At 72.3% G+C, this 21,919-nt stretch carries 16 protein-coding genes; 8 read left to right on the forward strand and 8 right to left on the reverse strand.

All coding sequences use genetic code 11. The annotated features are described in order from the left end of the window. The first annotated feature begins 167 nt into the window (after nucleotides 1–167). Nucleotides 168–806 carry a GntR family transcriptional regulator gene (locus ABZT47_RS01175; protein ID WP_354834704.1) on the forward strand — a complete coding sequence of 213 codons (639 nt, stop codon included), beginning with the start codon at nucleotides 168–170 and terminating at the stop codon, nucleotides 804–806. Between the two features lie 367 nt (nucleotides 807–1,173). After that, the gene (gene aceE / locus ABZT47_RS01180; protein WP_354834707.1) at nucleotides 1,174–3,843 is read left to right on the forward strand and encodes a pyruvate dehydrogenase (acetyl-transferring), homodimeric type; all 2,670 of its coding nucleotides are present in this window, start codon (nucleotides 1,174–1,176) and stop codon (nucleotides 3,841–3,843) included. Nucleotides 3,844–3,924: 81 nt separating this feature from the next. Here the strand turns inward: aceE and ABZT47_RS01185 are convergent, their stop codons facing one another. Further along, a complete protein-coding gene (locus ABZT47_RS01185; protein WP_354834710.1) occupies nucleotides 3,925–7,050 on the reverse strand; it encodes a hypothetical protein in 3,126 nt (1,041 codons plus the stop codon). 642 nt (nucleotides 7,051–7,692) lie between these two features. Here ABZT47_RS01185 and ABZT47_RS01190 point away from each other — a divergent pair. After that, nucleotides 7,693–9,213, forward strand: a complete 1,521-nt coding sequence (locus tag ABZT47_RS01190; RefSeq protein WP_354834713.1) for a M1 family metallopeptidase — start codon at nucleotides 7,693–7,695, stop codon at nucleotides 9,211–9,213. Between the two features lie 79 nt (nucleotides 9,214–9,292). Here ABZT47_RS01190 and ABZT47_RS01195 read toward each other — a convergent pair whose 3' ends face one another. Continuing rightward, nucleotides 9,293–10,204, reverse strand: a complete 912-nt coding sequence (locus tag ABZT47_RS01195) for an SAM-dependent methyltransferase (protein ID WP_354834715.1) — start codon at nucleotides 10,202–10,204, stop codon at nucleotides 9,293–9,295. Nucleotides 10,205–10,319: 115 nt separating this feature from the next. Continuing rightward, nucleotides 10,320–10,799: a pyridoxamine 5'-phosphate oxidase family protein gene (locus ABZT47_RS01200; protein ID WP_354834718.1), complete on the reverse strand. Its 480-nt coding sequence runs from the start codon at nucleotides 10,797–10,799 to the stop codon at nucleotides 10,320–10,322. A 178-nt stretch (nucleotides 10,800–10,977) separates the two neighbouring features. On the opposite strand from ABZT47_RS01200, the gene ABZT47_RS01205 reads away from it, so the two are divergent. After that, nucleotides 10,978–13,188: a hypothetical protein gene (locus ABZT47_RS01205; protein ID WP_354834721.1), complete on the forward strand. Its 2,211-nt coding sequence runs from the start codon at nucleotides 10,978–10,980 to the stop codon at nucleotides 13,186–13,188. 55 nt (nucleotides 13,189–13,243) lie between these two features. On the opposite strand, the gene ABZT47_RS01210 is transcribed toward ABZT47_RS01205, so the two are convergent. Then, nucleotides 13,244–14,104 (reverse strand): aldo/keto reductase, encoded by an 861-nt coding sequence (locus ABZT47_RS01210; RefSeq protein WP_354834724.1) that lies wholly within the window; start codon nucleotides 14,102–14,104, stop codon nucleotides 13,244–13,246. A gap of 106 nt (nucleotides 14,105–14,210) precedes the next feature. Between ABZT47_RS01210 and ABZT47_RS01215 the strand changes: the two genes are divergently transcribed. The 3 genes from ABZT47_RS01215 (at nucleotide 14,211) to ABZT47_RS01225 (ending at nucleotide 16,987) form a co-directional block, all read left to right on the forward strand. After that, nucleotides 14,211–15,116 (forward strand): LysR family transcriptional regulator, encoded by a 906-nt coding sequence (locus ABZT47_RS01215; RefSeq protein WP_354834727.1) that lies wholly within the window; start codon nucleotides 14,211–14,213, stop codon nucleotides 15,114–15,116. A 124-nt stretch (nucleotides 15,117–15,240) separates the two neighbouring features. Further along, nucleotides 15,241–15,675, forward strand: a complete 435-nt coding sequence (locus ABZT47_RS01220) for a Fur family transcriptional regulator (protein WP_354834730.1) — start codon at nucleotides 15,241–15,243, stop codon at nucleotides 15,673–15,675. A 124-nt stretch (nucleotides 15,676–15,799) separates the two neighbouring features. Next, a complete protein-coding gene (locus ABZT47_RS01225; protein ID WP_354834733.1) occupies nucleotides 15,800–16,987 on the forward strand; it encodes a VIT1/CCC1 transporter family protein in 1,188 nt (395 codons plus the stop codon). A 30-nt stretch (nucleotides 16,988–17,017) separates the two neighbouring features. Here the strand turns inward: ABZT47_RS01225 and ABZT47_RS01230 are convergent, their stop codons facing one another. The 3 genes from ABZT47_RS01230 to manA form a co-directional block, all read right to left on the reverse strand. Further along, complete coding sequence (locus ABZT47_RS01230) at nucleotides 17,018–17,755, reverse strand: sulfite exporter TauE/SafE family protein (RefSeq protein WP_354834736.1); 738 nt, start codon at nucleotides 17,753–17,755, stop codon at nucleotides 17,018–17,020. Between the two features lie 162 nt (nucleotides 17,756–17,917). Further along, on the reverse strand, nucleotides 17,918–18,439 hold the full coding sequence (locus ABZT47_RS01235; protein WP_354834739.1) for a hypothetical protein: 522 nt from the start codon (nucleotides 18,437–18,439) through the stop codon (nucleotides 17,918–17,920). A 12-nt stretch (nucleotides 18,440–18,451) separates the two neighbouring features. After that, nucleotides 18,452–19,537, reverse strand: coding sequence for a mannose-6-phosphate isomerase, class I (gene manA / locus ABZT47_RS01240; RefSeq protein ID WP_354834742.1), 1,086 nt, complete (start codon nucleotides 19,535–19,537; stop codon nucleotides 18,452–18,454). A gap of 465 nt (nucleotides 19,538–20,002) precedes the next feature. Between manA and ABZT47_RS01245 the strand changes: the two genes are divergently transcribed. Further along, nucleotides 20,003–21,046 (forward strand): DUF2293 domain-containing protein, encoded by a 1,044-nt coding sequence (locus ABZT47_RS01245; RefSeq protein ID WP_354834745.1) that lies wholly within the window; start codon nucleotides 20,003–20,005, stop codon nucleotides 21,044–21,046. Between the two features lie 58 nt (nucleotides 21,047–21,104). Here the strand turns inward: ABZT47_RS01245 and ABZT47_RS01250 are convergent, their stop codons facing one another. Then, nucleotides 21,105–21,698, reverse strand: a complete 594-nt coding sequence (locus tag ABZT47_RS01250) for a TIGR03086 family metal-binding protein (protein ID WP_354834748.1) — start codon at nucleotides 21,696–21,698, stop codon at nucleotides 21,105–21,107. Nucleotides 21,699–21,919: the final 221 nt, after the last annotated feature.

Raw genomic sequence — 21,919 nt, forward strand, 5'->3', positions numbered from 1 at the left:
CGCACGGTGCGGCTCGCGCCTGGCCGGGGAGGCGGGGCGTACTAGTCTTTTGAGCAGATGACCGCTCACCGATCCCCATCGGCCGGGCCACCGGTACGGACGCCGGCGCGACGGTGCGAGTCCCGGGCACACGGACCGGGCGGGCGGCGATCTTCCAAGGAGCACTCATGGCCTCGCCCGTCGTCCACTCGCTGCGCGAGCAGATTCGCGAGTACATCGTGGAGGGCATCGTCAGTGGACGCTGGAAGCCGGGCGAGCGCATCGTCGAACGGCGGGTCGCCGTCGAGCTCGAGGTCAGCCAGACCCCCGTCCGGGAGGCGCTGCGGGAGCTGGAGGGACTGCGGCTGATCGAGTCGGCGCCGAACAAGGGGGTCCGGGTGCGCGACCTCACCGTGGCGGACCTGGAGGAGATCTATCCGGTGCGGGCGGGGCTGGAGCAGATCGCCGCCGAGTTGGCCGCGCCCCGGCTGGGCGAGGACGTCTCGGTCCTCGAGCCGCAGGTGGCCGCGCTGTACGAGGCCGACCGCGGGCGCGACGCGGAGGCCCAGGTGCGCCACACCGTCGCCTTCCACCGGGAGCTGGTGCGGGCGTCCGGGAACGCCGTCCTGCTGCACACCTGGGAGTCGCTCGGCATCGAGGTGTGGACCGCGCTCTCCATCCGCTGGCTGGGCACCCACCAGCAGTCCTACGCGGAGGAGCACGAGGCGGTCGTCGCGGCCTTCCGGCGGCGCGATCCGGGGGTGGGCCGGCTGGTCAAGGAGCACGTCCTGGCCTGCGCACCGCGCCGCCCCTCCGCTGGGGACTGAGGCCCGTCCCCGACGGCGGCGGCCGCCGGCACGGCCGAAGCCGTGACACCGGATCTGGACGCCGAACCGTGACACCGAACTCAGACGCCGCATCATGACACCAGCCTTAGGCACCAGACCTAGACACCGAACTGTGACACCGAACCCAGACGTCGCACCATGACGCCGGGACCCCGCGCCGGGCGGCGATGGTAAATATCGCTTTCCTTTCGTTTAGCGAAAAATGGACCCCCTGTTTTGATCGATCATCGATCAGTCGTACAGTGGTCCGCGAGCTCACCTGCTCCTCCGCCCTGTCCGGCCGGCAGGGCCCTTTCTCACCGTCTCGTCCTCCACCGAGGTGCGGGCCACTTGGAAGGCGACCCCCATGAGCGATCCCCTGCGTGACCAGCGGAGCCCTCTCGACCAGCTCCCCGACCGCGACGCGGAGGAGACCGCCGAGTGGGCGGCCTCACTGGACGCCGTCACCGAGGCCGCCGGGCCCAGCCGCGCCGCCTACCTCCTGCGCCGCACGCTCGAGCACGGCGAGCGGGCCGGTCTGGCGCTGCCACATCTGCTGGAGACCGACTACCTCAACACGATCCCCACGGCGGCCGAGCCGGAGTTCCCCGGCGACGAAGCCATGGAACGGCGGATCACCGCCTGGAACCGCTGGAACGCGGCCGCCATGGTGACCCGGGGCAGTCGCCTGGGCCTCGGCGGCCACATCGCCACCTTCGCCTCCGCCGCGTGGCTCTACGAGACCGGCTTCCAGCACTTCTTCCGCGGCAAGGAGGCCGACGGCTCGGGCGACCAGCTCTTCATCCAGGGCCACGCCTCCCCCGGCATCTACGCCCGGGCCTTCCTCGACGGACGGCTCACCGAGGAGCACCTCGACCGCTTCCGGCGGGAGACGGGCGGCGACGGCCTGCCCTCCTACCCCCATCCCCGCCGGCTGCCGTGGCTGTGGGAGTTCCCGACCGTGTCGATGGGCCTGGGTTCGCTGGCGGCGATCTACCAGGCGCGGTTCAACCGCTATCTGCAGCACCGCGGCATCAAGGACACCTCCGGCTCGCACGTGTGGGCGTTCCTCGGCGACGGCGAGATGGACGAGCCCGAGTCGACCGCGGCGCTCGCCCTGGCCGGGCGCGAAGGGCTCGACAACCTCACCTTCGTGATCAACTGCAACCTGCAGCGGCTGGACGGGCCGGTACGCGCCAACTTCAAGATCGTCCAGGAGCTGGAGGCCCAGTTCCGCGCGGCGGGCTGGAACGTGGTCAAGTCCCTCTGGGGCTCGGCCTGGGACGAGCTGTTCGCGCTCGACACCACCGGCGCGCTCGTACGCCGGCTGCGCGAGGTGCCCGACGGCCAGTTCCAGACGTACGCGACCCGTGAGGCCGCCTACATCCGCGAGCACTTCTTCGGCGCCGAGCCCGCCCTGGCCGAGATGGCGAAGGTGCTGACCGACGCGAAGATCGCCGAGTGCTTCCGCACCTCCCGGGCGGGCCACGAACCGCGCAAGGTGTACGCCGCCTACCGCGCCGCGGTCGAGCACCGCGGCGCGCCCACCGTGATCCTCGCCCAGACGGTCAAGGGCTACACCCTGGGCGCCGGCTTCGAGTCGCGCAACGCCAACCACCAAATGAAGAAGCTGACCGGCAAGCAGTTCCGCGAGATGCGCGATCTACTCGAACTGCCCATCCCTGACAGCAAGCTGGACGAAGAGGTGGTCCCCTACGTCCACCCGGGCGCCGATTCTCCGGAGGTGCGTTACCTCCAGGAGCGCCGGGCCGCCCTGGGCGGCCCCGCCCCGGCCCGCAGGGTCCACGCGGTGGCGTTGCCCGAGCCGGCGGCCAAGCCGTTCGAAGCCCTCGCCAAGGGGTCGGGCAGCCAGGAGATCGCGACGACGATGGCGTTCGTCCGCCTGGTCAAGGACCTCATGCGCGAGAAGGAGACCGGCAGGCGCTGGGTGCCGATCGTCCCGGACGAGGCGCGCACCTTCGGCATGGAGTCGCTGTTCCCGAGCGCCGGCATCTACTCCCCGCTCGGCCAGACCTACGACCCGGTCGACCGCGACATGCTCATGTACTACAAGGAGGCCGCGGACGGCCAGATCCTCAACGAGGGGATCACCGAGGCCGGCTCGATGGCGGACTTCACGGCGGCCTCCACCTCCTACGCCACCCACGGCGAGCCGATGATCCCGTTCTACATCTTCTACTCGATGTTCGGCTGGCAGCGCACGGCCGACCAGATGTGGGCGATGGCCGACCAGCTCGGCCGCGGTTTCCTCATCGGCGCGACCGCCGGCCGCACGACCATGACCGGCGAGGGCCTGCAGCACGCCGACGGCCACTCCCACCTGATCGCCTCCACCAACCCGGCGGCGCTGGCCTACGACCCGGCCTTCGCCTACGAGGTGGCAGTGATCGTCCGTGACGGCCTGCGCCGCATGTACGGGCCGGACGCGGAGGACGTGTTCTACTACCTGACGGTCTACAACGAGCCGAAGGTCCAGCCCGCCATGCCCGAGGGGGTGGAGGAGGGCATCCTCAAGGGGCTCTACCGCTTCCAGCAGGCGCCGAGCCTGGCCGAGGACGCCCCGCGCCTGCAGCTTCTCGCCTCCGGGACCGCCATTCACTGGATCCTCCAGGCCCAGCGGCTCCTCGCCGACGACTGGGGCGTGGCCGCCGACGTGTGGTCGGCCACCTCCTGGAGCGAACTGCGCCGCGACGCCCTGGCCTGCGACGAGGCGCAGCTCAGGGGCGAGGATCACCTTCCGTACGTCACCCGCGCGCTGGACGGCGCGCCCGGGCCGGTGCTGGCCGTCAGCGACTGGATGCGGGCCGTCCCCGACCAGATCAGCCAGTGGGTGCGGCAGGACTGGCACTCGCTCGGCACCGACGGCTTCGGCCTGTCCGACACCCGCGAAGCGGCCCGCCGTCACTTCGGGGTCGACCCTGAGTCGATCGTGGTCGCGGCGCTCGCGGCGCTGACCCGGCGCGGCGAGGTCAAGCCGGAGACCGTCCAGGAGGCCCGCGCCCGCTACGGGCTGTGACGCAGGGCGGGTCGCGCCGGTCGGCGCGACCGTTCCGCCGGCCGGGGCAGGCCGGCGGAACGGTCGCGGAGGCAGGGCGGGTCAGCTCGTCACCAGGTCGAAGGACTCCCAGGCCCCGACGGCGTCGCGGTTGGCGATGAGGGGGGCGGCTCCGCCGTTGTCGGCGCAGACGTACCTGCCGTTGGCCTGGGCGCGCAGGCTGATGGTGCCGTCGGAGTTGGCGACCTGCAGGAAGGTCTCCCACGGGCCGATGGCGTCCCGGTCGGCGACGAGGGGGTCGGCGCCACCGTTCTCGGCGGTGACGTACCGGTTGTTCGACCGGGCGCGCAGGGCGATGCCGCCGTTGCCGAGGTCCACGCGCTCGAACTGCTCGCCGGTGCCGGCACTGGAGGCGCCCGCGATCAGCGGGGAGCCGTCCACGGCCGTCACGAACTTGCCGTTGGCGCGGGCGCGCAGGCTCACCGAGGGCGTCCCGCCGGCCTGGGTGCGGACGCGCAGGGCGTCGACCATGCCGACGGAGGTCGCCTTGTTGACGATCTTGATGGTGTGCTGCCCGTTCGACAGGCCGGTCTTGCTGTAGACGACCTGCTGCGCCTGGCGGGCGCCCGCGGCGTACAGGGTGACGTTGGCCTGGAAGACGTTGTCGAGGTACACGTCCACGTTGCCCATGTCGCCGTTGCGCTCGGACAGGTAGTCGATGCCCGTGCCGGTGAAGGTGTACTGAGCGGTGGCGCCGACCGTGGTCGTGTGGTGGGTGTCGTCGTTGTAGTCGCCGTAGCCGCGGCCGGTGGTCTGGTACCAGTTCGCGTCATAGGTCAGCTCGGTGTCGTTGACCAGGCCGCCGCTCTGGCCGGGGACGCCGAGGCCGAGGGTGGAGGCGGTGTTGCGCAGGGTCTTGACGCCCTGGTTGGCGGAGCCGGTGAGGCGGGCGGAGGTGTAGGAGCCGAGCGGCTTGGCGGTGCGCTCGACCACGTACACCGCGCCGGACGCGGTGGCGAAGGTGATCTCGGCGGCCGAGCTCGTCGTGACGACCGCGTTGTCGGAGGTCCGGCGGACGCGCACCTGCTGGCCGCTCCACGGGTTGACCACGGTGGCCTGCTTGCCGTAGAGGCTCTTCAGCCCGACGTACTTGGTCTCGCCGCCCTCGCGTTCCGAGCTGACCAGGAAGCCGTCCTTGGCGAGCAGCGTGAACTTCCCGGCGAAGGAGGAATCGCCCGGGACGGCCGGGAAGACGCGCACCTTGCCGTTGTAGCTCTGCAGCAGGGACTCGTTGAGCGCGGTGAGGTGGACGCCGAGGTACTCGAAGACGCCGTTGGTGTTGGCGGTCATGCCGTTGGGGTAGTTCTGGTACTTCTGCAGCATGGTCTTCATGCCGTTGTACGCCTGGTCGCCGAGGCCGAGCCGGGCCGCCTGCACCGCGTCGTTGGACCAGACGTTGCCGTAGGGGAAGGGCCGCTGGTTCCAGGTGTTCACTGCGGTCTGGTAGTCGGGGTAGCCGATGCCGGTGAGGTCGTAGGGCCAGATCAGCTCGGCCGAGACGTTCTCGTTGTTGCGGGTCTGGGAGATCGGCGGCTGGTGCGGCTGGTAGGCGCCGTTGGAGACGACGTAGGGGGTCAGGTGGTCCACGACGTTCTGCCACCCGGCGCGCAGCCCGCCGTCCACGCCGAGCTGCTGGCTCACCTGGATGGTGAGCGGGAAGATACTGCGCACGGCGGCCAGGTCGGTGATGGCGTTGCGGACGTTCCAGTACGTCTCGTGCGAGTTGGAGTTGGCCATGTAGTACGTGCCCGTGCCGCTGTCGTAGGACAGCATGGCCGAGTAGAACTTCGCGGTCTCGCGCATGAACGGGTAGGCCACGTCGCGCAGGTAGCCGGCGTCGTTGGTGTACCGGTACCGCATGTACATGCTGTAGGCGGCCTCGTACCCGGTGGACAGGATGTTCTTGGTGTAGTCGCTGCCGACCGTGCCGCGCGCGTTGCCGTCCCAGCCCATGGTCTCGGGCACCCACAGGCCGTCCACGCCGTACCGCGTCTGCGTGTAGGACTTCAGCGCGTTGTAGTTACGGCTGTAGAGGTTGTTGTGCCGGTCGGCCAGCTCGGGGTGGTTGGCGGCCAGGAAGGACAGGTAGACGTCGCGCTGGTTCCAGTACCAGTAGGCGTTGCTCCACTTGGTGTTGTCCTGCGTGGCGCGGAAGACGCCGTTGATGAAGTGGGCCGGGTAGCTGCCGTAGCCGGCGGCGGCGATCATGTAGGTGGACAGGTAGTAGAGGTTCTCCAGGTAGTCGCCGTCGCCGGACAGGCCCGAGTACTGGACGAACGACCTGGCCCAGAACGCGTGCCACCAGTTGCGGTAGTTGTTCAGCGTGGTGGAGTACCCGGTCGACTTGACCGACGAGAGCTGGCTGCGAGCCTGGGCGACCGAGTCGCGGTTCGGCGCGTTGATCCGGCTGGCCGCGGTGAACCAGATCGTGTAGCTCGAGGACGGCGTGATGGTCAGCCGTACCGTCCGGGAGTCGACGACCTGGGTCGCGTACCCGGCGCCCTCGACCGTGGCGGCCAGCGTGTAGCCGAAGCCGTTGGGATCGGCCTGCCCCCGGCTCAGGCCCGCGCCGGCGGCGTCGGCGAAGGTCGAGACGGTCTTCCAGGTGGTCAGGTCCGGGACGTCCGCGCTGTTGGTCACGGTCGCCGGGTCCCACATGCTCAGCGTGAGGGCGATGCCGGAGACGCCGCCGCGCGTGTCGTCCACGTGGATGCCCATCACCTCGGAGTTCGGCGATCCGAGGACGGTGACGGTGCGGTTGGCGTCGTACTTGGTGACGAGCGTGCCGTCGTACAGCGAGAGCCGCTGCTGGAAGGTGGTGTAACCCGACTCCATGCTCGGGGTGGTCGCCAGGTTCACCAGCCCGGCCGCGTACGCGGACTGCTCGGACAGGTCCACGCCCGAGGTCTGCATGGTGAGGCCGTTCTGGCTCCAGGCCATGGCGCCGGTTCTGCCGTTCCCCACGGTCAGGCCGTACAGGGGGTTGGTGTTGGGCCGGTTGTAGACGACGTCGTGCTTGGCGAGGTAGCTCGCGTAGTCGACGTTCAGCGCCCCGGCCGTCTGGTCGAAGGCGGCATCGGTCGTCGAGGCCGCCGCCGGCGCGGTCGGCGCCCCGGCGAGCAGGCCCGCGGCGAGCGCGAGCAGCGGCAGCGAACGTAGGAACCTCATCACCATGATCACCCTTTCTCGGTGTTCTCCTGGTGGTGGTCGCCGCCCCTCGTTTCCTGGGTGGACGCATCGCGGCATGGTCGATCGTCACGCGGCCGGGTTCCGGCCGGTGATGGGGTGGTGATGCGCGGTCAGGGGGAAGGATCGCGAGGTCGCCGGTGGGAGAGGCCCGGACGTGCACGCCGGTGATCGGCGACCGGCGATGCACGCCGCGGGCCTGTTCCACAGCGCGGCCCTGTGGAGGGGGTTTCCATGCGCCGCCTCGGCACCAGGCGGTGCACAGCCCCTCCCTCAGAACCGTTAGGCGCAGTTAACATCGGATGAATTTCCCCGTCAATAGGGTCTCGCGAGATTCGTGCATGTACATCCCGGACATGCCATCCCATGCCACCACGCTTCCTGGGCGTTTTAGGGCTATACATCCAAACAAGTAGGCGAACGTCCGGATTAAAAGAGGTCCGATGTGTCCCGGCTCGACTTTCGCCCGCCCCGTCGTATCCCAGGCCGGTCCGTCGGCCGGTACACGGTTGATACACGGCTGAGCGGCGGTGAAGGCCGTGCTCCGACGGGCCGGACATGTTGCTCGCCCAAAGTGGTCCGAGCGCGCCGGAAGCGGCGCCCCGACACCCCGAAGGCGGCCCTTTGTCCTCCAGCATCAACCCCCGGCTCACCAGACGGCTCACCAGACTGACCAGGCTGACCGCCGCGTCGGCGCTGACGCTGGCGATGTCCACCGCGCTCTCCCCCGCCTGGGCGGCGGGCCCGGGCCGCGAGGCGCCGAAGCCCGGAGCGCACACCGCCGGCGACCCGCTCTTCACGTACCTGGGGAACGGCGGGTACGACGTCGAGTCCTACGACATCCGGTACGACTACCGGCCCGGCACCCTGAAGATGGACTCCTCCGTCCGCATCACCGCCACGGCGAAGCAGACCCTGTCCGGCTTCAGCCTGGACTCGGCGGTGGAGCACGTCGGCTCGGTCTCCGTGCAGGGCGAACCGGCCGCCTTCAGAGTCTCCGGCGAGAAGCTGCTGGTCACTCCCAGGCACGCGCTGCGCGAGGGACGGCGCTTCCGCGTCGAGGTCTCCTACCGCGTCGACCGGGGCCAGAACCCGCCGTCGCCGTCCTATCCTCCCGGCACGCACATCATCGACCACTGGATCAACAAGCCCGACGGGTTCGCGCTCATGGGCCAGCCGGACCGCGCCCACATGTTCTTCCCGTGCGACGACCGGCCGAGCGACAAGGCCCGGTTCACCTTCCGCATCACCACGCCGAAGGACCTGCAGGCCGTCGCCATCGGAACCCTCCGATCACGTGTCACGACCGGGGACCGCACCACCTCGACCTACGCCGGCCGCGACCTGGTCCCGACCCACGTCGTGCAGGCGGCCGTCGGGCATTTCACGATGACGACGGCGCGCGGCCCGCACGGGCTGCCGATCCGCAGCTACATCGCGACCGATCGGTACAAGGCGGCCAAGCCACGGGTGGACGACATCCCCGGCCAGGTCGCGTGGATGGAGAAGCGGCTCGGCCGCAGGTTCCCCTACACGGCCTACGGGGTGCTCGGGGTGCCGGGGGACTACGACGGGGTCGCCCTGGAGTCGGCGACGCTGTCGACCTTCAGCGTCGAAGGGCTGACGCGCCCGGCTCCCGACATCGCCCCGACGATGATCCACGAGCTGGCCCACCAGTACTTCGGCGACGCCGTCTCGGTGCGGAACTGGAACGACATGTGGATCAGCGAAGGCCACGCCGACTACTACCAGTTGCTCTATTCGGTGGACAAGGGATACCACCGGCTCGACGACATCCTCAAGCAGCGGTATGAGTTCGAGTTCGGCAAGCGGGTGGAATCCGGCCCTCCGGCCCGGCTGAAGACGGCGGCGGACGTGCTGACCGGCGGGAACAACGGAGGGCTGCTGATGCTCGCGGGGCTGCGCCGGCAGGTCGGCGACGCCGTCTTCACGCGCATCGAGCGCGCGTTCTTCGACCGGTACCGCGGCACGTCGGCGACCACCCGGGACTACATCGACATGGCCAACAAGATCAGTGGGCGCGACCTCACCGCCTACATCGAGGGGTGGCTCTACAGCGACAAGGTGCCGCCCATGCCGGGGCATCCGGACTGGACGGCGCCGCAGGCCGAGAAGACCTCCTGACACCTCCCGAGACCTCCTGACACCTTCTGAGCCGCACCGCCGCCCGGGACCTCGCACGCCGGCCGCCGGTGCGGCCGGTTCACTTGCGGCCGAGCGCGCAGAACTCGTCCATCTCGGGGAGGCCGTGGAGGGAGATCAGATCCGGGCGCCACCGGGGGCAGGAGACTATGCCCGGGTCCAGCAGCGTGAGGCCGTCGAAGAAGCCCGCCATCTGGCCGGGGGTGCGCAGGTGATAGGGGGCCGGCGCCACCGCGTTCCACTGGCGGACGGCCTCGATCACCCGGTCGCCGGTGACGGCGCTCGTGCTGTGGGTGATGGCCAGGTGGCTACCCTCGGGCACGGCGTCCAGCAGGCGGGTGACGATCGACCTGGCCTCGGCGTCGTCGCCGACGAACGGCAGCACGCCCAGCATGATCACGCCGACCGGCCGGGTGAGGTCCAGCGTCGCGGCCGCGGCCCGCAGGATCGCCTCCGGGTCGCGCGCGTCGGCGTGGACGTAGCCGGTCATGCCCTCGGGAGTGCTGGTCAGCAGCTCCTGGGCGTGCGCCAGCACCAGCGGGTCGTTGTCGACGTAGACGACCCGGCATTCGGGCGCCACCCGCTGGGCCACCTCGTGGGTGTTGTCGACGGTCGGCAGGCCGGCGCCCACGTCGAGGAACTGGCGGATGCCCGCCTCGGCGACCAGGTAGCGGACGGCCCGTTCGAGGAACGCCCGGGAGTGGCGGGCGATGTCCACGATCTCGGGCAGCACCCGCATGGTCTGCTCGCCGACCGCGCGGTCGACCGGGTAGTTGTCCTCGCCGCCCAGCCAAAAGTTCCAGATGCGCGCCGCGTGCGGCACCGAGGTGTCGACCCCGGCCGGCACCGCGTCGGGGGTTACGGCGGCCCCGGGCCGCTCCGCCGGCTCATCGGGGGACACGGCGACCTCGTCGAGCGCGGTGTCGCAGGAAGGGGGCCGGGGCCGGTCGAAGGGCGTCGCGTGGTCTGTCACCGGGCACTCTCCTGCACTGCGGCTACGCGACGTCCGCCGGCGCGTACCCGAGATCATCGCACCCGGCCCCGCCCGCCGGAAGGGCGACGACGGCCCGGCGGCCCCGCGCACCGGATCATTCGCGGCGCACGACGCGGTGGCCGGTGGCCTCGTGCCACATCTCGATCACCAGATGCCGCCCGTCGGCGTCGACGCAGGTGAAGACGACTTCGGCGACCTCGACGCGGAACAGGTGGAAGTCGTGCCCGGGCGGCGCGCCGTACGCCTCGCGGACCCGTTCGTCGGTGATCTCGACGGCCCTCCCGGCGATCTTGGCCTCACCGCTCCAGCGCCCCGGATCGGCCTCGTCGGGATCGCTGGTAGGGCTGTGGATCGCCACGCGGGGGTCTCTGCGCAGGTCGAGGGCCTTGACGGCGCCGAGCATGGAGCCGAGCCACACCTGGCCCTGCTTGAACTCGACCTCGATGCCGCTGATGCGCGGCGAGCCATCCTTGCGCAGGGTGGCCATCGTCTTGTGCTTGCCCTTGCCCATGACCTCGGTCACGCGGGCGGCCAGTTCGGGGACGGCCTTCTCGATCTCCTGCCATGAAGCCATGCCTCCCATCGTGCCGAACGGCCCCGACAGTTCCCGCTTCTGGCGTTTCCCGCCCAGGCATCACTCTCCGGAGTGAACATGTAGGCCGTGCGTGACATCCGGCGCGGCGGTGCTCGCGTCCAACAGGAACGGGGGACCTGGCCGTACCTTTCACCATCGACCGACCGAAGGGCAGACAGTGGGGTCCACGACACGGCTGTACCAGGCTGTACTGCGAGACGGCGCGAGACCCATCTGGGTCCGGCTGCATCGCACCTTTTCGCGGTGGGGAGAGGAGAAGGGCTTCCCGGCCGCCGACGCCGCGCGGCAGCGGACGCGGCACGAGGTGGGCGGGGCACGGCTGACCATGGAGCGTCGTGACGAGTGCGGCCGGTATGTCCTTGAGGAGCCGTGCGACGGCGGCGCGCTGCGCACCGAAGCGGTCTTCCTGGACGGGACCGACCGGGTGCCGGGCTGGGTCGTGGTGACCGTGGAGCGATCCGGCGGCGGGCATTCGGGGACGGCGCACGCGCCGGGGTTCCTCCCTGCCTACCTGCGCACCCATCGCATCACCGACGGCGCGGTCCACCTGGAGGACGCGCCGGTCGTCCTGGCCGAGCAGGAAGTGTCGCACTTCGTCCATATACTCACCGAGCCGCGCCGTCGCGTGCCCATCGCCGTGGTGACCCCCGACCCGGGCAGCGCCGGGCGCGCGGAGTGGCTGGCGGCCGCGGTCGCCGGCGCCGGGGTGGTGGTACGGCTGGCCGACAAACCCACCGAAGACCTGTTCAACCAGGCGATCGGCCGGGATCTCGGGGTGTACGGCGGGGCGATCCGCACCTACGCCGCGCCGTTCGATCCGGCCACCGAGCGCCACAGCTACCGTCATCCTCCGATGCGCCCGGCCAAGCTGCGCGAGGAAGGGGAGGCGGCGCTCGGCAAGATCGTCGAGGGCATGATCGGCCGGTCCGCGGGCGCCGACCTGCCCGAGGAGGTACGGCGTGCCCTGCCGGTGGTCCACCGTGTGCTGGTGGGTCGCTCGCCGTCCGGGGACCTCGCGGGCGCGCTGGACCCCCGCCTGGCGCCCTCCGGGCCGGCGCGCGAGGCACTGCGGCGCCGGCTGATGCCGCCACCCGCGCGTCCCGGACCGGCGGGCGCGCCCTTCCCGCCGAGTCCCGGCTCAGCGGCGACGCCCCTCCCCCGTCCCGGCGCCGCGCCCATCCCCGGCGCAGTACCCGTCCCTGGCGTCGCGCCCGCCCCCGGACCAGGTGGCACGCCCGTGCCGGGGCCCGGGGCCGTCCCGGCGCCTCGGCGTCCCGTCGTGCCGCTGCCCCCCTCCGCGCCGGGCGCCTCACCCGCCCACGCGGCCGGACAGGCGCCGACGGCAGGACGCGCGGGCGAGGCGACCGGGCCGGACGAGAGCGGGGAACCGGCGGCGGACGCGAGCGGAGAGGCGGCGGCGGGCGGCAGCGGGAAAGCGGCGGACGCGGGCGGGGAGGCAGGGGCGGACCGGCGCGCGGACGAGGGCGTACGGGCGGAGATGAACGCGCCCGGGGAGGCGCCCCCCGGGCTGGCGTACGAGGTGGCGGAGCTGGTGGTCAAGGAGGTGCGCGAGGAGCTGGAGACGGCACTCGGGCTGGCGGCGGGCATGGACACCGGACAGCGGCTCCTGCGCGAGGTGCGCACGCTGGGCCTGCGGCTGGACGCCCTGCGCGACCTGGTCATCGACGACCCGGCCCCGTCGGACGAGCCGGAGGACCCGCGGGTCGCCTACCGGCTGCTGCAGGAGGAGTACGCCGACGCGGTGGACTCGGCGCGCACGCTCGCCGAGCGGGTGCGCTGGCTGGAGGGCGCGCTGGCCGCGCTCGGCCACCCGATGTACGGCGTCGCCGTCCCCGAGGAGGTGTTCCAGCCCGGCAGCCTGGCCGAGGCGCTGGTCGAGGCCAGGTCCCGGCTCACCCACGTGGTGATCGGCGACACCGACTCCCCCGCCGCGCGGCTGGACGTCGTCTACCCGGGGCTGCGCCGCAGCTGGGCCGGCAAGGCGTGGGACGCGCTGCACGCGCTGAACGACTTCGCCCGCGCCCGTTCCACCGGGGAGTTCGCCGGCGGGTTCTACGACTGGTGCGCCGTCGGGGAGCCCGGACGCTACAGGGTGCCGACCGGGATGCTGGTCATGCGCGAGTCCAAGAGCGTCACCAGCCGCGACAAGTTCCGCGACCCGCGGACCTTCCCCGTGCCGACCGAGGTCGACCCGCGCGGCGAGATCCTCATGGAGGCCCACATCAAGCTGCGCGCGGTCGGGTACCCGGCGCCGCGCATGCACTTCCACGACGACTCGGGGGGCGCCACGGGCAAGGTCTACGTCGGCTACCTCGGCGCGCACCTGCCCAACACCCGGACCAACTGACCGCGCGCGCCCGGGTGGCGTCCATCGGCGGACGGCCACCCGGGACCGCTCGCGGTCAGGCCGCGTCGAGGCGGGACAGCTCCTCGGGCGACAGCTTCAGGTCGACCGCGGCGGCCGAGTCGCGGATGGTCTCCGGACGCGAGGACCCGGGGATCGGGATGACGACCGGGGCCTTGGCGAGCATCCACGCGAGGCAGACCTGCTGAGCGCTGGCGCCGTGCTCGCGCCCGATCTCGGCGAAGACGTCGAACCGCGAGCCGAGCTCCCCTGCCCGGGCGATGCCGCCGAGCGGGCTCCACGGCAGGAAGGCGATGTCCATCTCGGCGCACAGTTCGAGCTCGGGATCGCTGGAGCGGAAGGCGGGCGAGAACTGGTTCTGGACGCTCACCAGCCGCCCGCCCAGGATCTCGTTCGCCTGGCGGATCTGGCCGGGGTCGGCGTTGGAGATGCCGGCCATCCGGATCTTCCCGGCGTCCAGCAGGTCGCGGACGGCCCCGACGGAGTCGGCGTAGGGCACGCGCGGGTCGGGCCGGTGGAACTGATAGAGGCCGATGGCCTCCACGCCGAGCCTCTTGAGCGACGCCTCGCAGGCGCTCTTGAGGTAGTCGGGCGAGCCGTTCTGCGTCCAGGAGCCGTCGCCGGGGCGCAGGTGGCCGCCCTTGGTGGCGACCAGCACGTCGGAGGTGTCGCCTCCGTAGCTCGCGAGGGCGCGGGCGATCAGCGCCTCGTTGTGGCCCACGTCGTTGGCGAGCAGGTGGTAGGCGTCGGCCGTGTCGATGAGCGTGACGCCGGCGTCGAGCGCGGCGTGGATGGTCGCGATGGAACGCTGCTCGTCGGGGCGCCCCTCGATGGACATGGGCATGCCGCCCAGACCGATCGCGCCGACCTGGACGTCGCCGATGCGGCGAGTCTGCATGAGAGTTCCTCCTCGGAGATGTCTTGTCCTTCGCAGTCTCCTCTGCCCACGATTAAGCTGTCCAACAGAAGAAACTGATCTCATTGAGCAGCGATGGTGATAGATCATGGAGCTCCGGCAGCTCGAGTACTTCGTGGCCGTCGCCGAGGACTGCCACTTCACCCGGGCCGCCAAGCGGCTGCGCGTCGCCCAGTCGGGCCTGTCCGCCTCGATCCGGTCGCTGGAGCGCGAACTGGGCGCCCCGCTGTTCCTGCGCAGCACCCGGCAGGTCGAGCTGACCCCGGCGGGCCGGGCGCTGCTGGTGGAGGCCCGGCGGGCGCTCGCGGCGACCGGCGCGGCCGTGGACGCCGTGGCGGCGGTGCAGGGCCTGCTGCGGGGCAGCCTCGCCATCGGCTCGCTGCAGTGCCTGCACGTGGTGCACCTGCCGGCGGTGCTCGCCCGGTTCGTGGCCGCGCATCCCGGCCTGGAGGTCAGCCTGCGGCACGGCGGTTCCGGCGAGCTCGTCGAGCAGGTGCGGACGGGCCGGCTGGACGTGGCGTTCGTCGCCCGCCCGGCCCGGTGCCCCGGCGACGTCGTGGCCACGCCCCTCGCCGGCGAGCCGCTCGTCCTGGCCTGCCCATCGGACCACCCGCTGGCCTCCCGCGCGGAGGTCGGCCTGGCCGAACTGGGCGCCGAGCGGTTCGTGGACTTCCCCGCCGACTGGGTCAGCAGGAACCTGGCCGACAGCGTGCTGGCCGGCGCGGGGGTGGAGCGCCGGGTGGCGCTGGAGGTGACCGACGTGCACTCGCTGCTGGACCTGGTGACCTTCGGGCTGGGCGTGGCGCTCGTACCGCGGTCGTTCTCGGCGAAGACCGACCGCGTGCGGTTCGTCCCGCTCGCCGGCGCGGTCCCGCCCTGGGAGATCGTCACCGTCACCGGCGACCCGACCAGCGCCGCCGCCGCGGCCCTGCTCCGCGAGGTCGCCGCAGAGGGCTCCCCCGCCGTTCCCGCCGTCTCCGTCGCCGCCGGCTGACGGGCATGAGGCCGGCCGGGCCGGCGGCGGACGCCATAGGACCGGCATACCGGCACTTGTATCGGCGATGTAGACTTATTTGCACAATATCCATATAAGACTGGGCCGATGGCCGGAGGAGCCGGTGGGTGAGTTCGCCGACGACACCGTGGCGTCGCTGCGGGCGTCCGGGCTGCGGGCGACGCGGCCCCGCCTCGCCGTGACCGAGGCGCTGCGCTCGATGGGCGGGCACCGCACGGCCGACGACGTGCACGCGCACCTGGCGGGGCGCGGGATCACGCTGCCGCGCACCAGCGTCTACAACTCGCTGGTCACGCTCGCCGAGCTCGGGGTCGTGCTGCGCGCCGACGTCGGGCCGGGCGCGGCGGTGTACGAGGTGGCCGACCGGTGGCACCACCACTTCGTCTGCCGTCGGTGCGGGAAGGTCAGCGACGTCGCCTGCGTCGTGGACGCGAAGCCCTGCCTCACCCCGGGTGACGACATGGGCGAGGTGGACGAGGCGCAGGTCATCTTCCGGGGGGTCTGCCGCGCCTGCCTCGGCGGGAGCGCACCGGACTGAGCGCCGCGGCCGGCGCCCCAGAGCCCTGGAGACGAGCGGGTCCTCCTGCGGCGACCAGACCTGGACCAGTGATGATCGGCGCCGCGTGGTCGGACGCGCGGTGACCGGGCAGGAGACGTGGACGATGAGCGCCGAGACCGGCAACACCCGAAACGAGCCCCGGGGCGCCCGCGGGGACCGGCAGGCCGCCGCCCGCTACCGCGGCGCCCTGGAGGCCGAGCGGCAGAGCGCGGTCCTGTACCGCGGGCTCGCCGCCGGCGCCGAGGGAGAGCGGCGCGAGGTCTTCCTGCAGCTGGCCGCCGTGGAGGAACGGCACGCCGCGCACTGGGCCGGCAAGCTCGCCGGCCTGGGCGAGAAGGTGCCCGACCCGAGCCGGCCCAGCCTGCGCACGCGGGCGTTGTCCTGGCTGGCCCGCCGGTACTCCGTCGACGCGGTGCTGCCGTTCGTCGAGCGCGCCGAGCACGCCGACGCGGGCCTGTACGACGCCGACCCGGACGCCGATCCCGGCATGGCCGTGGACGAGCGCTCGCACGCCCGCGTGCTGACCCGGCTGCGCCAAGCGGAACGGGTGGACACCGGAGAGGGCCTGCCGCTGGTGGGCGGCAGGGGCGTGGCCCGGCGCGAACGCTGGCACCGCAGCGACCGGTCGGGCACGCTGCGCGCGGCCGTGTTCGGCGTCAACGACGGCCTGGTGTCCAACACCTCCCTGGCCATGGGGTTCGCCGGTTCGGGAGCCGCCGGGCACACCATCCTGTTCGCCGGGCTCGCGGGACTGCTGGCCGGCGCGTTCTCCATGGCCGTCGGCGAGTACATCTCGATGCGCAGCCAGCGCGAGGCCTACGAACGGGAGATCGCGCTGGAGGCGGAGGAACTGCGCGACGACCCCGAGGCCGAGGAGGAGGAGCTGGCGCTGATCTACCGGGCCAAGGGCCTGGACGCCGAGGAGGCGGAGCGCGTCGCCAAGACGATCATGAAGGACCACGACACCGCGCTGGAGACCATGGCCCGCGAGGAACTGGGACTGGATCCGGAGGAGCTCGGCTCGCCGTGGTCGGCGGCGCTGTCGAGCCTGGTCGCCTTCGCCCTGGGAGCCGTCGTGGTCGTCATCCCGTACCTGTTCGCGGACGGGACGGCCGCGCTGGTGACCGCGGTGCTGCTGGCCGGGCTCGCCCTGTTCGCCGTGGGTGCCTTCCTGGGCCTGCTCAACGGCAGGCCCGCCCTGCGCACGGGCGGCAGGCAACTGCTCGTCGGCGGGGGCGCGGCCGTCGTCGTGTACGTCATCGGCCACGCCATCGGCGCCACAGGCGCCTGACCCTCCGGGCCGCGCGCCGGTCGCGGGAGGTCAGAACATCAGCCGGACGGCGGCCAGGAAGGTGAGGGCCAGGGTGATGCGCTCGAACCAGGTCCGGTTGATGTGCCGGACGACCACGCGCCCCGCCACGCCTCCCGCGACGACGGCGGCGGCGGTGGCCGCGGCGAAGACCAGCGTGGCCGGGGTGACCAGGCCGAGCGCGACGCTGAACGGCACCTTGAAGGCGTTGATCGTCAGAAAGAACCACGCGGTCGTGCCGAGGAAGCCGAGCATCGGCAGGCCCGCCGCCAGGAAGTACAGGGCCATGATGGGCCCGGCGGCGTTGGCCGTCATCGTGGTGAAGCCGGCGAACACTCCCGCGAACGCCGCCACCGCGGGCCGGTTGGCGAGCGAGGCGTCCGATCCGCGCCGCCGGTTCCACAGGCTGAGCGCGATGATCACCAGCAGGATCGCCCCGATGATCCGCCGCATCTGCGCGTCGTCGACCCAGCGCACCACCACGGCTCCGACCAGCACCCCGGCGGCCACCCAGGGGAACAGCTTGAGCAGCCTCGGCCAGTCGGCGTGCCTGCGGTAGGAGACCACGGCCACCACGTCGCCGACCAGCAGCAGGGGCAGGAGCATCCCCGTCGAGCTCTTCGTCGGCAGGACCAGGGCGAACAGCGCGACCGCCACCGTCCCCGCGCCGGAGATCCCGGTCTTGGAGAAGCCGACCAGGACGAGCGCGAGCACCAGCACCGCCCACTGGGCCAGGTCGAGCGCCGGCATCAGCCCCGTCTCCGGCCCGCGCGCCGCACGGTGCGCGGAAGGTGGTGGGTGCGAGGCATCGGCCTTCCGCGGCCGGGCGCCGCGGCTCTCAATCTGAACTCCAGCACCACGGCAGAATACGGGCAGGTGCGGATTTGTCGGGCGGCGGGCGGTGAGTCGCGGTCAGCCGGAGAACAGCTCGTCGGGGTGGGGGTCGAAGCAGACCAGGTCGTGCCGGTCGGCGAGGCGCAGGACGGTGCGGCACACCTCGGCGGCGCGGGGGAAGACGATGGACATCACGACGAACTCGTCGCCGACCGTCAGCGGCGTCGCCCACGGCGAGGTCGCGTAGTCGCCGTCGGTGAGGTCGGGGAACTCCTCGGTCAGAGCGTCGTAGAAGGCGGCCACCTGCGGGACCGGCCCTGAGACCGGTTCAGGGAGCGGCTCGGGGAGCGGTTCTCGCACGGGGTCCGGGACCGGCTCGCGCACGGGATCCGGGACCGGCGCCGGAATCAGCTCCAAGGTCGCCTCGGCGACCGGCTCAGGGATCGGCTCTGAGGCCGGCTCGGATACCGGCTCAGAGGCCGGTTCCCGGGCGTCCGAGGCGGGCGTGGTCCCGCCGGCGCGCCAGGCCGCGTACCTGCGCGCCGCCTCCTCGGGCGTGAGCGGGGGACGCGCGTACCAGACCCCGAGGTCGACGCTCATGGGCCTCCTCGCTCAGGTGCCGGGCTCGGCGACGAAGACGGTGCCGGTCGTGCGGACGGTGAGCGCGGGCCCGGCGGCCGGGACGAACACCGACTCCCCTTGGCGCAGCTCGGTCGTCCCGGCCGTCGCCGTCCCCTCGGTGACCAGCAGGATGCGCGGCACCCCCGTGGGAAGGCTCGGCTCGGCGTCCGCGCCGTCGATCCGGCGCAGGCGGAACTCCGGGCTCGGGGTGTCGTACACCCCGCCGGGGCCGGCCGCGAGGGCCAGCGGCGCGGTGGCGGGGTCGGTGATGCGCAGCAGTTCGGCGACGTTGAGCGGCTTGGGGGTGAGACCGGCGCGCATCACGTTGTCGGAGCTGCCCATGATCTCCACGCCGAAGCCCTTGAGATAGCAGTGGAGCACGCCGGCGCCGAGGAACAGGGCCTGGCCGGGGGCCAGCTCGTGCCGGCGCAGCAGCAGCGGAGCCAGGCACGCGGGGTCGCCCGGGTAGCGCCTGGCCAGGCGAACCACCAGCTCGTAGTCGGGGTGGTGCACCGCCGAGGCGGCCCACACGATCTGCTCGGCGGCCTGCCGCTTGCCGAGCAGGGCCTCCAGCGCTCCGAGCGACTCCCCGCCCTCCAGCAGGGAGACGACGTCCTTCAGGTCAGGGACGCCGAGCCGGTCGACGAGCATCGCGGCCTGCTCCGGCGGGCGGAACCCGGCGAGCGCGGTGAACGGCGTGAGCGCGCACACCAGCTCCGGCTTCGGCCACGGGTCGCCGTAGACCCCGCGGGCGTGGCCGTCGACGGCCTGCTCCGCGGAGGGATGGACCTGAAGCGACAATGGCTGGGCGACGGCGATGAGCTTCAGCAGATACGGCAGGCGCTCGCCGAACGCCTCCAGCGTGGCATCGCCGAGTCCGGCACGCGGGTCGGCCCCGATGAGATCGGCCAGGGTGCGGCCGTCGTCGCCGCCGAGGCGCGACGGGCCGGAGGGATGGGCACCGAGCCACATCTCCGCTTCAGGACCCGGCGCGGGGACGGGCCTGCCGGTGAGCTCGGCGATGTCCGTACGCGATCCCCACGCGTAGTCCTTGACGGGGTTGGTCAGCAGGTGCACATGTGCTCCTCGGTCGGATGCGGGCGCCGCGCGGCGGCGCCCTCGGCCTGGTGCCCGATAGAGCCCGGCGGCGACCCGTGGGGGCACGGCCGACCCGGGGGACGCGTCCGAACTCCAACGGGCGGAACGTGGTGGGCCCGCCCGCATCATTTCACCCTTCGGGGACATCGAGGTGACCGCCCCTCGAATGTCAATGGCCCTCCCGGCCGCGATGCGCGCTCACCCTGCCCGCCGCTCCCGGGGCCCGCAGGGCTCCATGGGCGGCGCCGGCCCGGTCGGGTTCGGCCGTCGACCCGGTCGGGCTCGGCCGTCGGCCCGTGAGCCCGGGGGTCCCCCGGCCGCCGGGACGGGACACGGCGAGCCGAGGCCGGAAGACCGCGGGCCGAGCGCCCGGAGCACGACCGGGACGACCCGAGAGCGGCGAACCGGCACACGCACGTGCCCGCGTGCGGCAGGGTTGGACGCGTGCGCAGCAAGCTCGGCGGCCGGGTGGCCCAGGCGGCGGAGGTCGCCCTCGCCACCCGCCGGCACGTGACCGCCATCGACGTCCTCACCGGCCTGGGGTGGCTGGCGGTCCGCCACGTCGAGACGTGGCGGCAGGGCCGCGCCGACAGCCTGGAACGGCTGGCGCCCGTGGACCGCCCCAGAATGGAACAGGCCCTCTCCCACCTGCGTGAATGGGCCCTCGCCCGCGGCCTGGTCGAGAGCGAGGCGGCGTACGCGGCGGCCGGCCGCGACCGGCGGCCGTTGCGCTTCACCGCCGACGGCGACGAGGACACCGAGCGCCGGTTCCGCGTCCACTGGATCTCGCCGGAGCTCAGCGAGCCGCGGCGAAGGCAGATCGAGGAACGGCACAACAAGGCCCCCGACCTGGTGGCCGTGGTGCCCCAAAAGGAGTGGTCCTGCGCCGGATGCGGGGACACCGGGCCCTACCTGATCATGGAAGACGAGCAGCCGCACTGCCTGACGTGCGTGGACATGGACCATCTGGTCTTCCTTCCCGCGGGCAACGCCGCGCTGAGCCGCCGCGCGAAGAAGGCCAGCGGCCTTTCGGCCGTCGTCGTCCACTTCAACCGGCGGCGCAAGCGGTACGAGCGGCTCGGCGTGCTGGTCGAGGAAGAGGCCCTGGCACGCGCTGAGGAGCAGTGCCTGGCCGACGAGGAGGTGCGGCTGCGCCGACGCGAACGCGACCGCGAACGGCGGGCCGGCGAGGACGCCGACTTCCAGGCGAGGATGGCCGAGGAGATCCGCCGCCTGTTCCCCGGCTGCCCGGCCGAGCGGGCGGGCGCCATCGCCGGCCACGCCGCGGTGCGCGGCAGCGGCCGGGTGGGACGCACCGCCGCCGCCCGCGTGCTGGACGAGAACGCGATCACCCTGGCCGTGGTCGCGAGCGTGCGCCACCTGGACACCGACTACGACGAGCTGCTGATGTCGGGCGTCCCGCGCATGACCGCCCGCGAGCGCATCCGCTCCCGCGTCGACCAGGTCCTGACCACCTGGCGCCCCTGACCTCCCACGCCACCCTGTCCGCCTCTGGTCTGCTCTGTGGCAGGCCGTCCGGGGGACGTCAGGGGCGGCGTCCGGTGAAGCAGAGGAACGCGGTCTGCGGGTCGGCGTCGCCGGGGGGCGTGACCTCCCCCTGGAAGGCGCCGGCGCTCTGCAGGGCTGCGTAGTGCGGGCGCAGCTTCTCGTGCGTCCTGACGACGGCGTCCCGGTCCAGGGTCTCGTCCCCGCCCACGGCGCGGGCCAGGTCCCAGGTGTGGACGAGCAGTTCCATGGCCCCCACGCTGTCGGCCGCCTCCGCCACCGCGACCGGCCCGATCGGGCTGTAGGGCAGGGGCGTCGCGGCCAGCTCCGGATCGGTGAGGACGGCGCGCAGATCCGCCCGGGCCTCGGCGTAGGCGGCGGCGAGGTCGGCGTCCGGCTCGATCCGCGGCGCGTCGGCCATGCCGGACACGCCCACGCCGTGGGAGGGCCGGGGCGGGGTGCCGCGGACGACCGCGATGATGCCGCGGTGCCCGTTGACGACGTGCCCCACCAGGTGGCGGGCCGTCCAGCCGGCGCAGGGCGTGACCCGGTCCCATCGGTCGGCGGGCGTCGCCTCGACGCGTGCCAGGAAGTCGCCCGCGAGGCGATCGAACCGCTCGGCGATCTCGGACATAGCTAAATCCAATCGTTGATATCGGGACAAGAAGGGCTTTCGAGGTCGCGACCTCCGCCGCGGCCGGGGGTCTCCCCGAGGGCCGGGGGCTTCGCATGCGGTCACGGTCAGCACGAGGTCGCGGACCGGACCACGATCGGGGTTCCACCGGAGGTCCTCGCACGGGCCAGGTCCGCACGAGGCTGCCGAATGAACCACGGTCAAGGGTTCCGCCGGAGGTC

The sequence above is a fragment of the Sphaerisporangium sp. NPDC005289 genome, from assembly GCF_040607455.1.
GTDB lineage: Bacteria > Actinomycetota > Actinomycetes > Streptosporangiales > Streptosporangiaceae > Sphaerisporangium > Sphaerisporangium rhizosphaerae.

Excerpts from the sequence above, each read along its gene's own strand:
- ABZT47_RS01175 (WP_354834704.1), top strand. The coding sequence starts at position 168 with ATGGCCTCGCCCGTCGTCCACTCGCTGCGCGAGCAGATTCGCGAGTAC.
- aceE (WP_354834707.1), top strand. The coding sequence starts at position 1,174 with ATGAGCGATCCCCTGCGTGACCAGCGGAGCCCTCTCGACCAGCTCCCC.
- ABZT47_RS01185 (WP_354834710.1), bottom strand. The coding sequence starts at position 7,050 with ATGAGGTTCCTACGTTCGCTGCCGCTGCTCGCGCTCGCCGCGGGCCTG.
- ABZT47_RS01200 (WP_354834718.1), bottom strand. The coding sequence starts at position 10,799 with ATGGCTTCATGGCAGGAGATCGAGAAGGCCGTCCCCGAACTGGCCGCC.
- ABZT47_RS01210 (WP_354834724.1), bottom strand. The coding sequence starts at position 14,104 with ATGCAGACTCGCCGCATCGGCGACGTCCAGGTCGGCGCGATCGGTCTG.
- ABZT47_RS01215 (WP_354834727.1), top strand. The coding sequence starts at position 14,211 with ATGGAGCTCCGGCAGCTCGAGTACTTCGTGGCCGTCGCCGAGGACTGC.
- ABZT47_RS01225 (WP_354834733.1), top strand. The coding sequence starts at position 15,800 with ATGAGCGCCGAGACCGGCAACACCCGAAACGAGCCCCGGGGCGCCCGC.
- ABZT47_RS01230 (WP_354834736.1), bottom strand. The coding sequence starts at position 17,755 with ATGCCGGCGCTCGACCTGGCCCAGTGGGCGGTGCTGGTGCTCGCGCTC.
- ABZT47_RS01235 (WP_354834739.1), bottom strand. The coding sequence starts at position 18,439 with ATGAGCGTCGACCTCGGGGTCTGGTACGCGCGTCCCCCGCTCACGCCC.
- ABZT47_RS01250 (WP_354834748.1), bottom strand. The coding sequence starts at position 21,698 with ATGTCCGAGATCGCCGAGCGGTTCGATCGCCTCGCGGGCGACTTCCTG.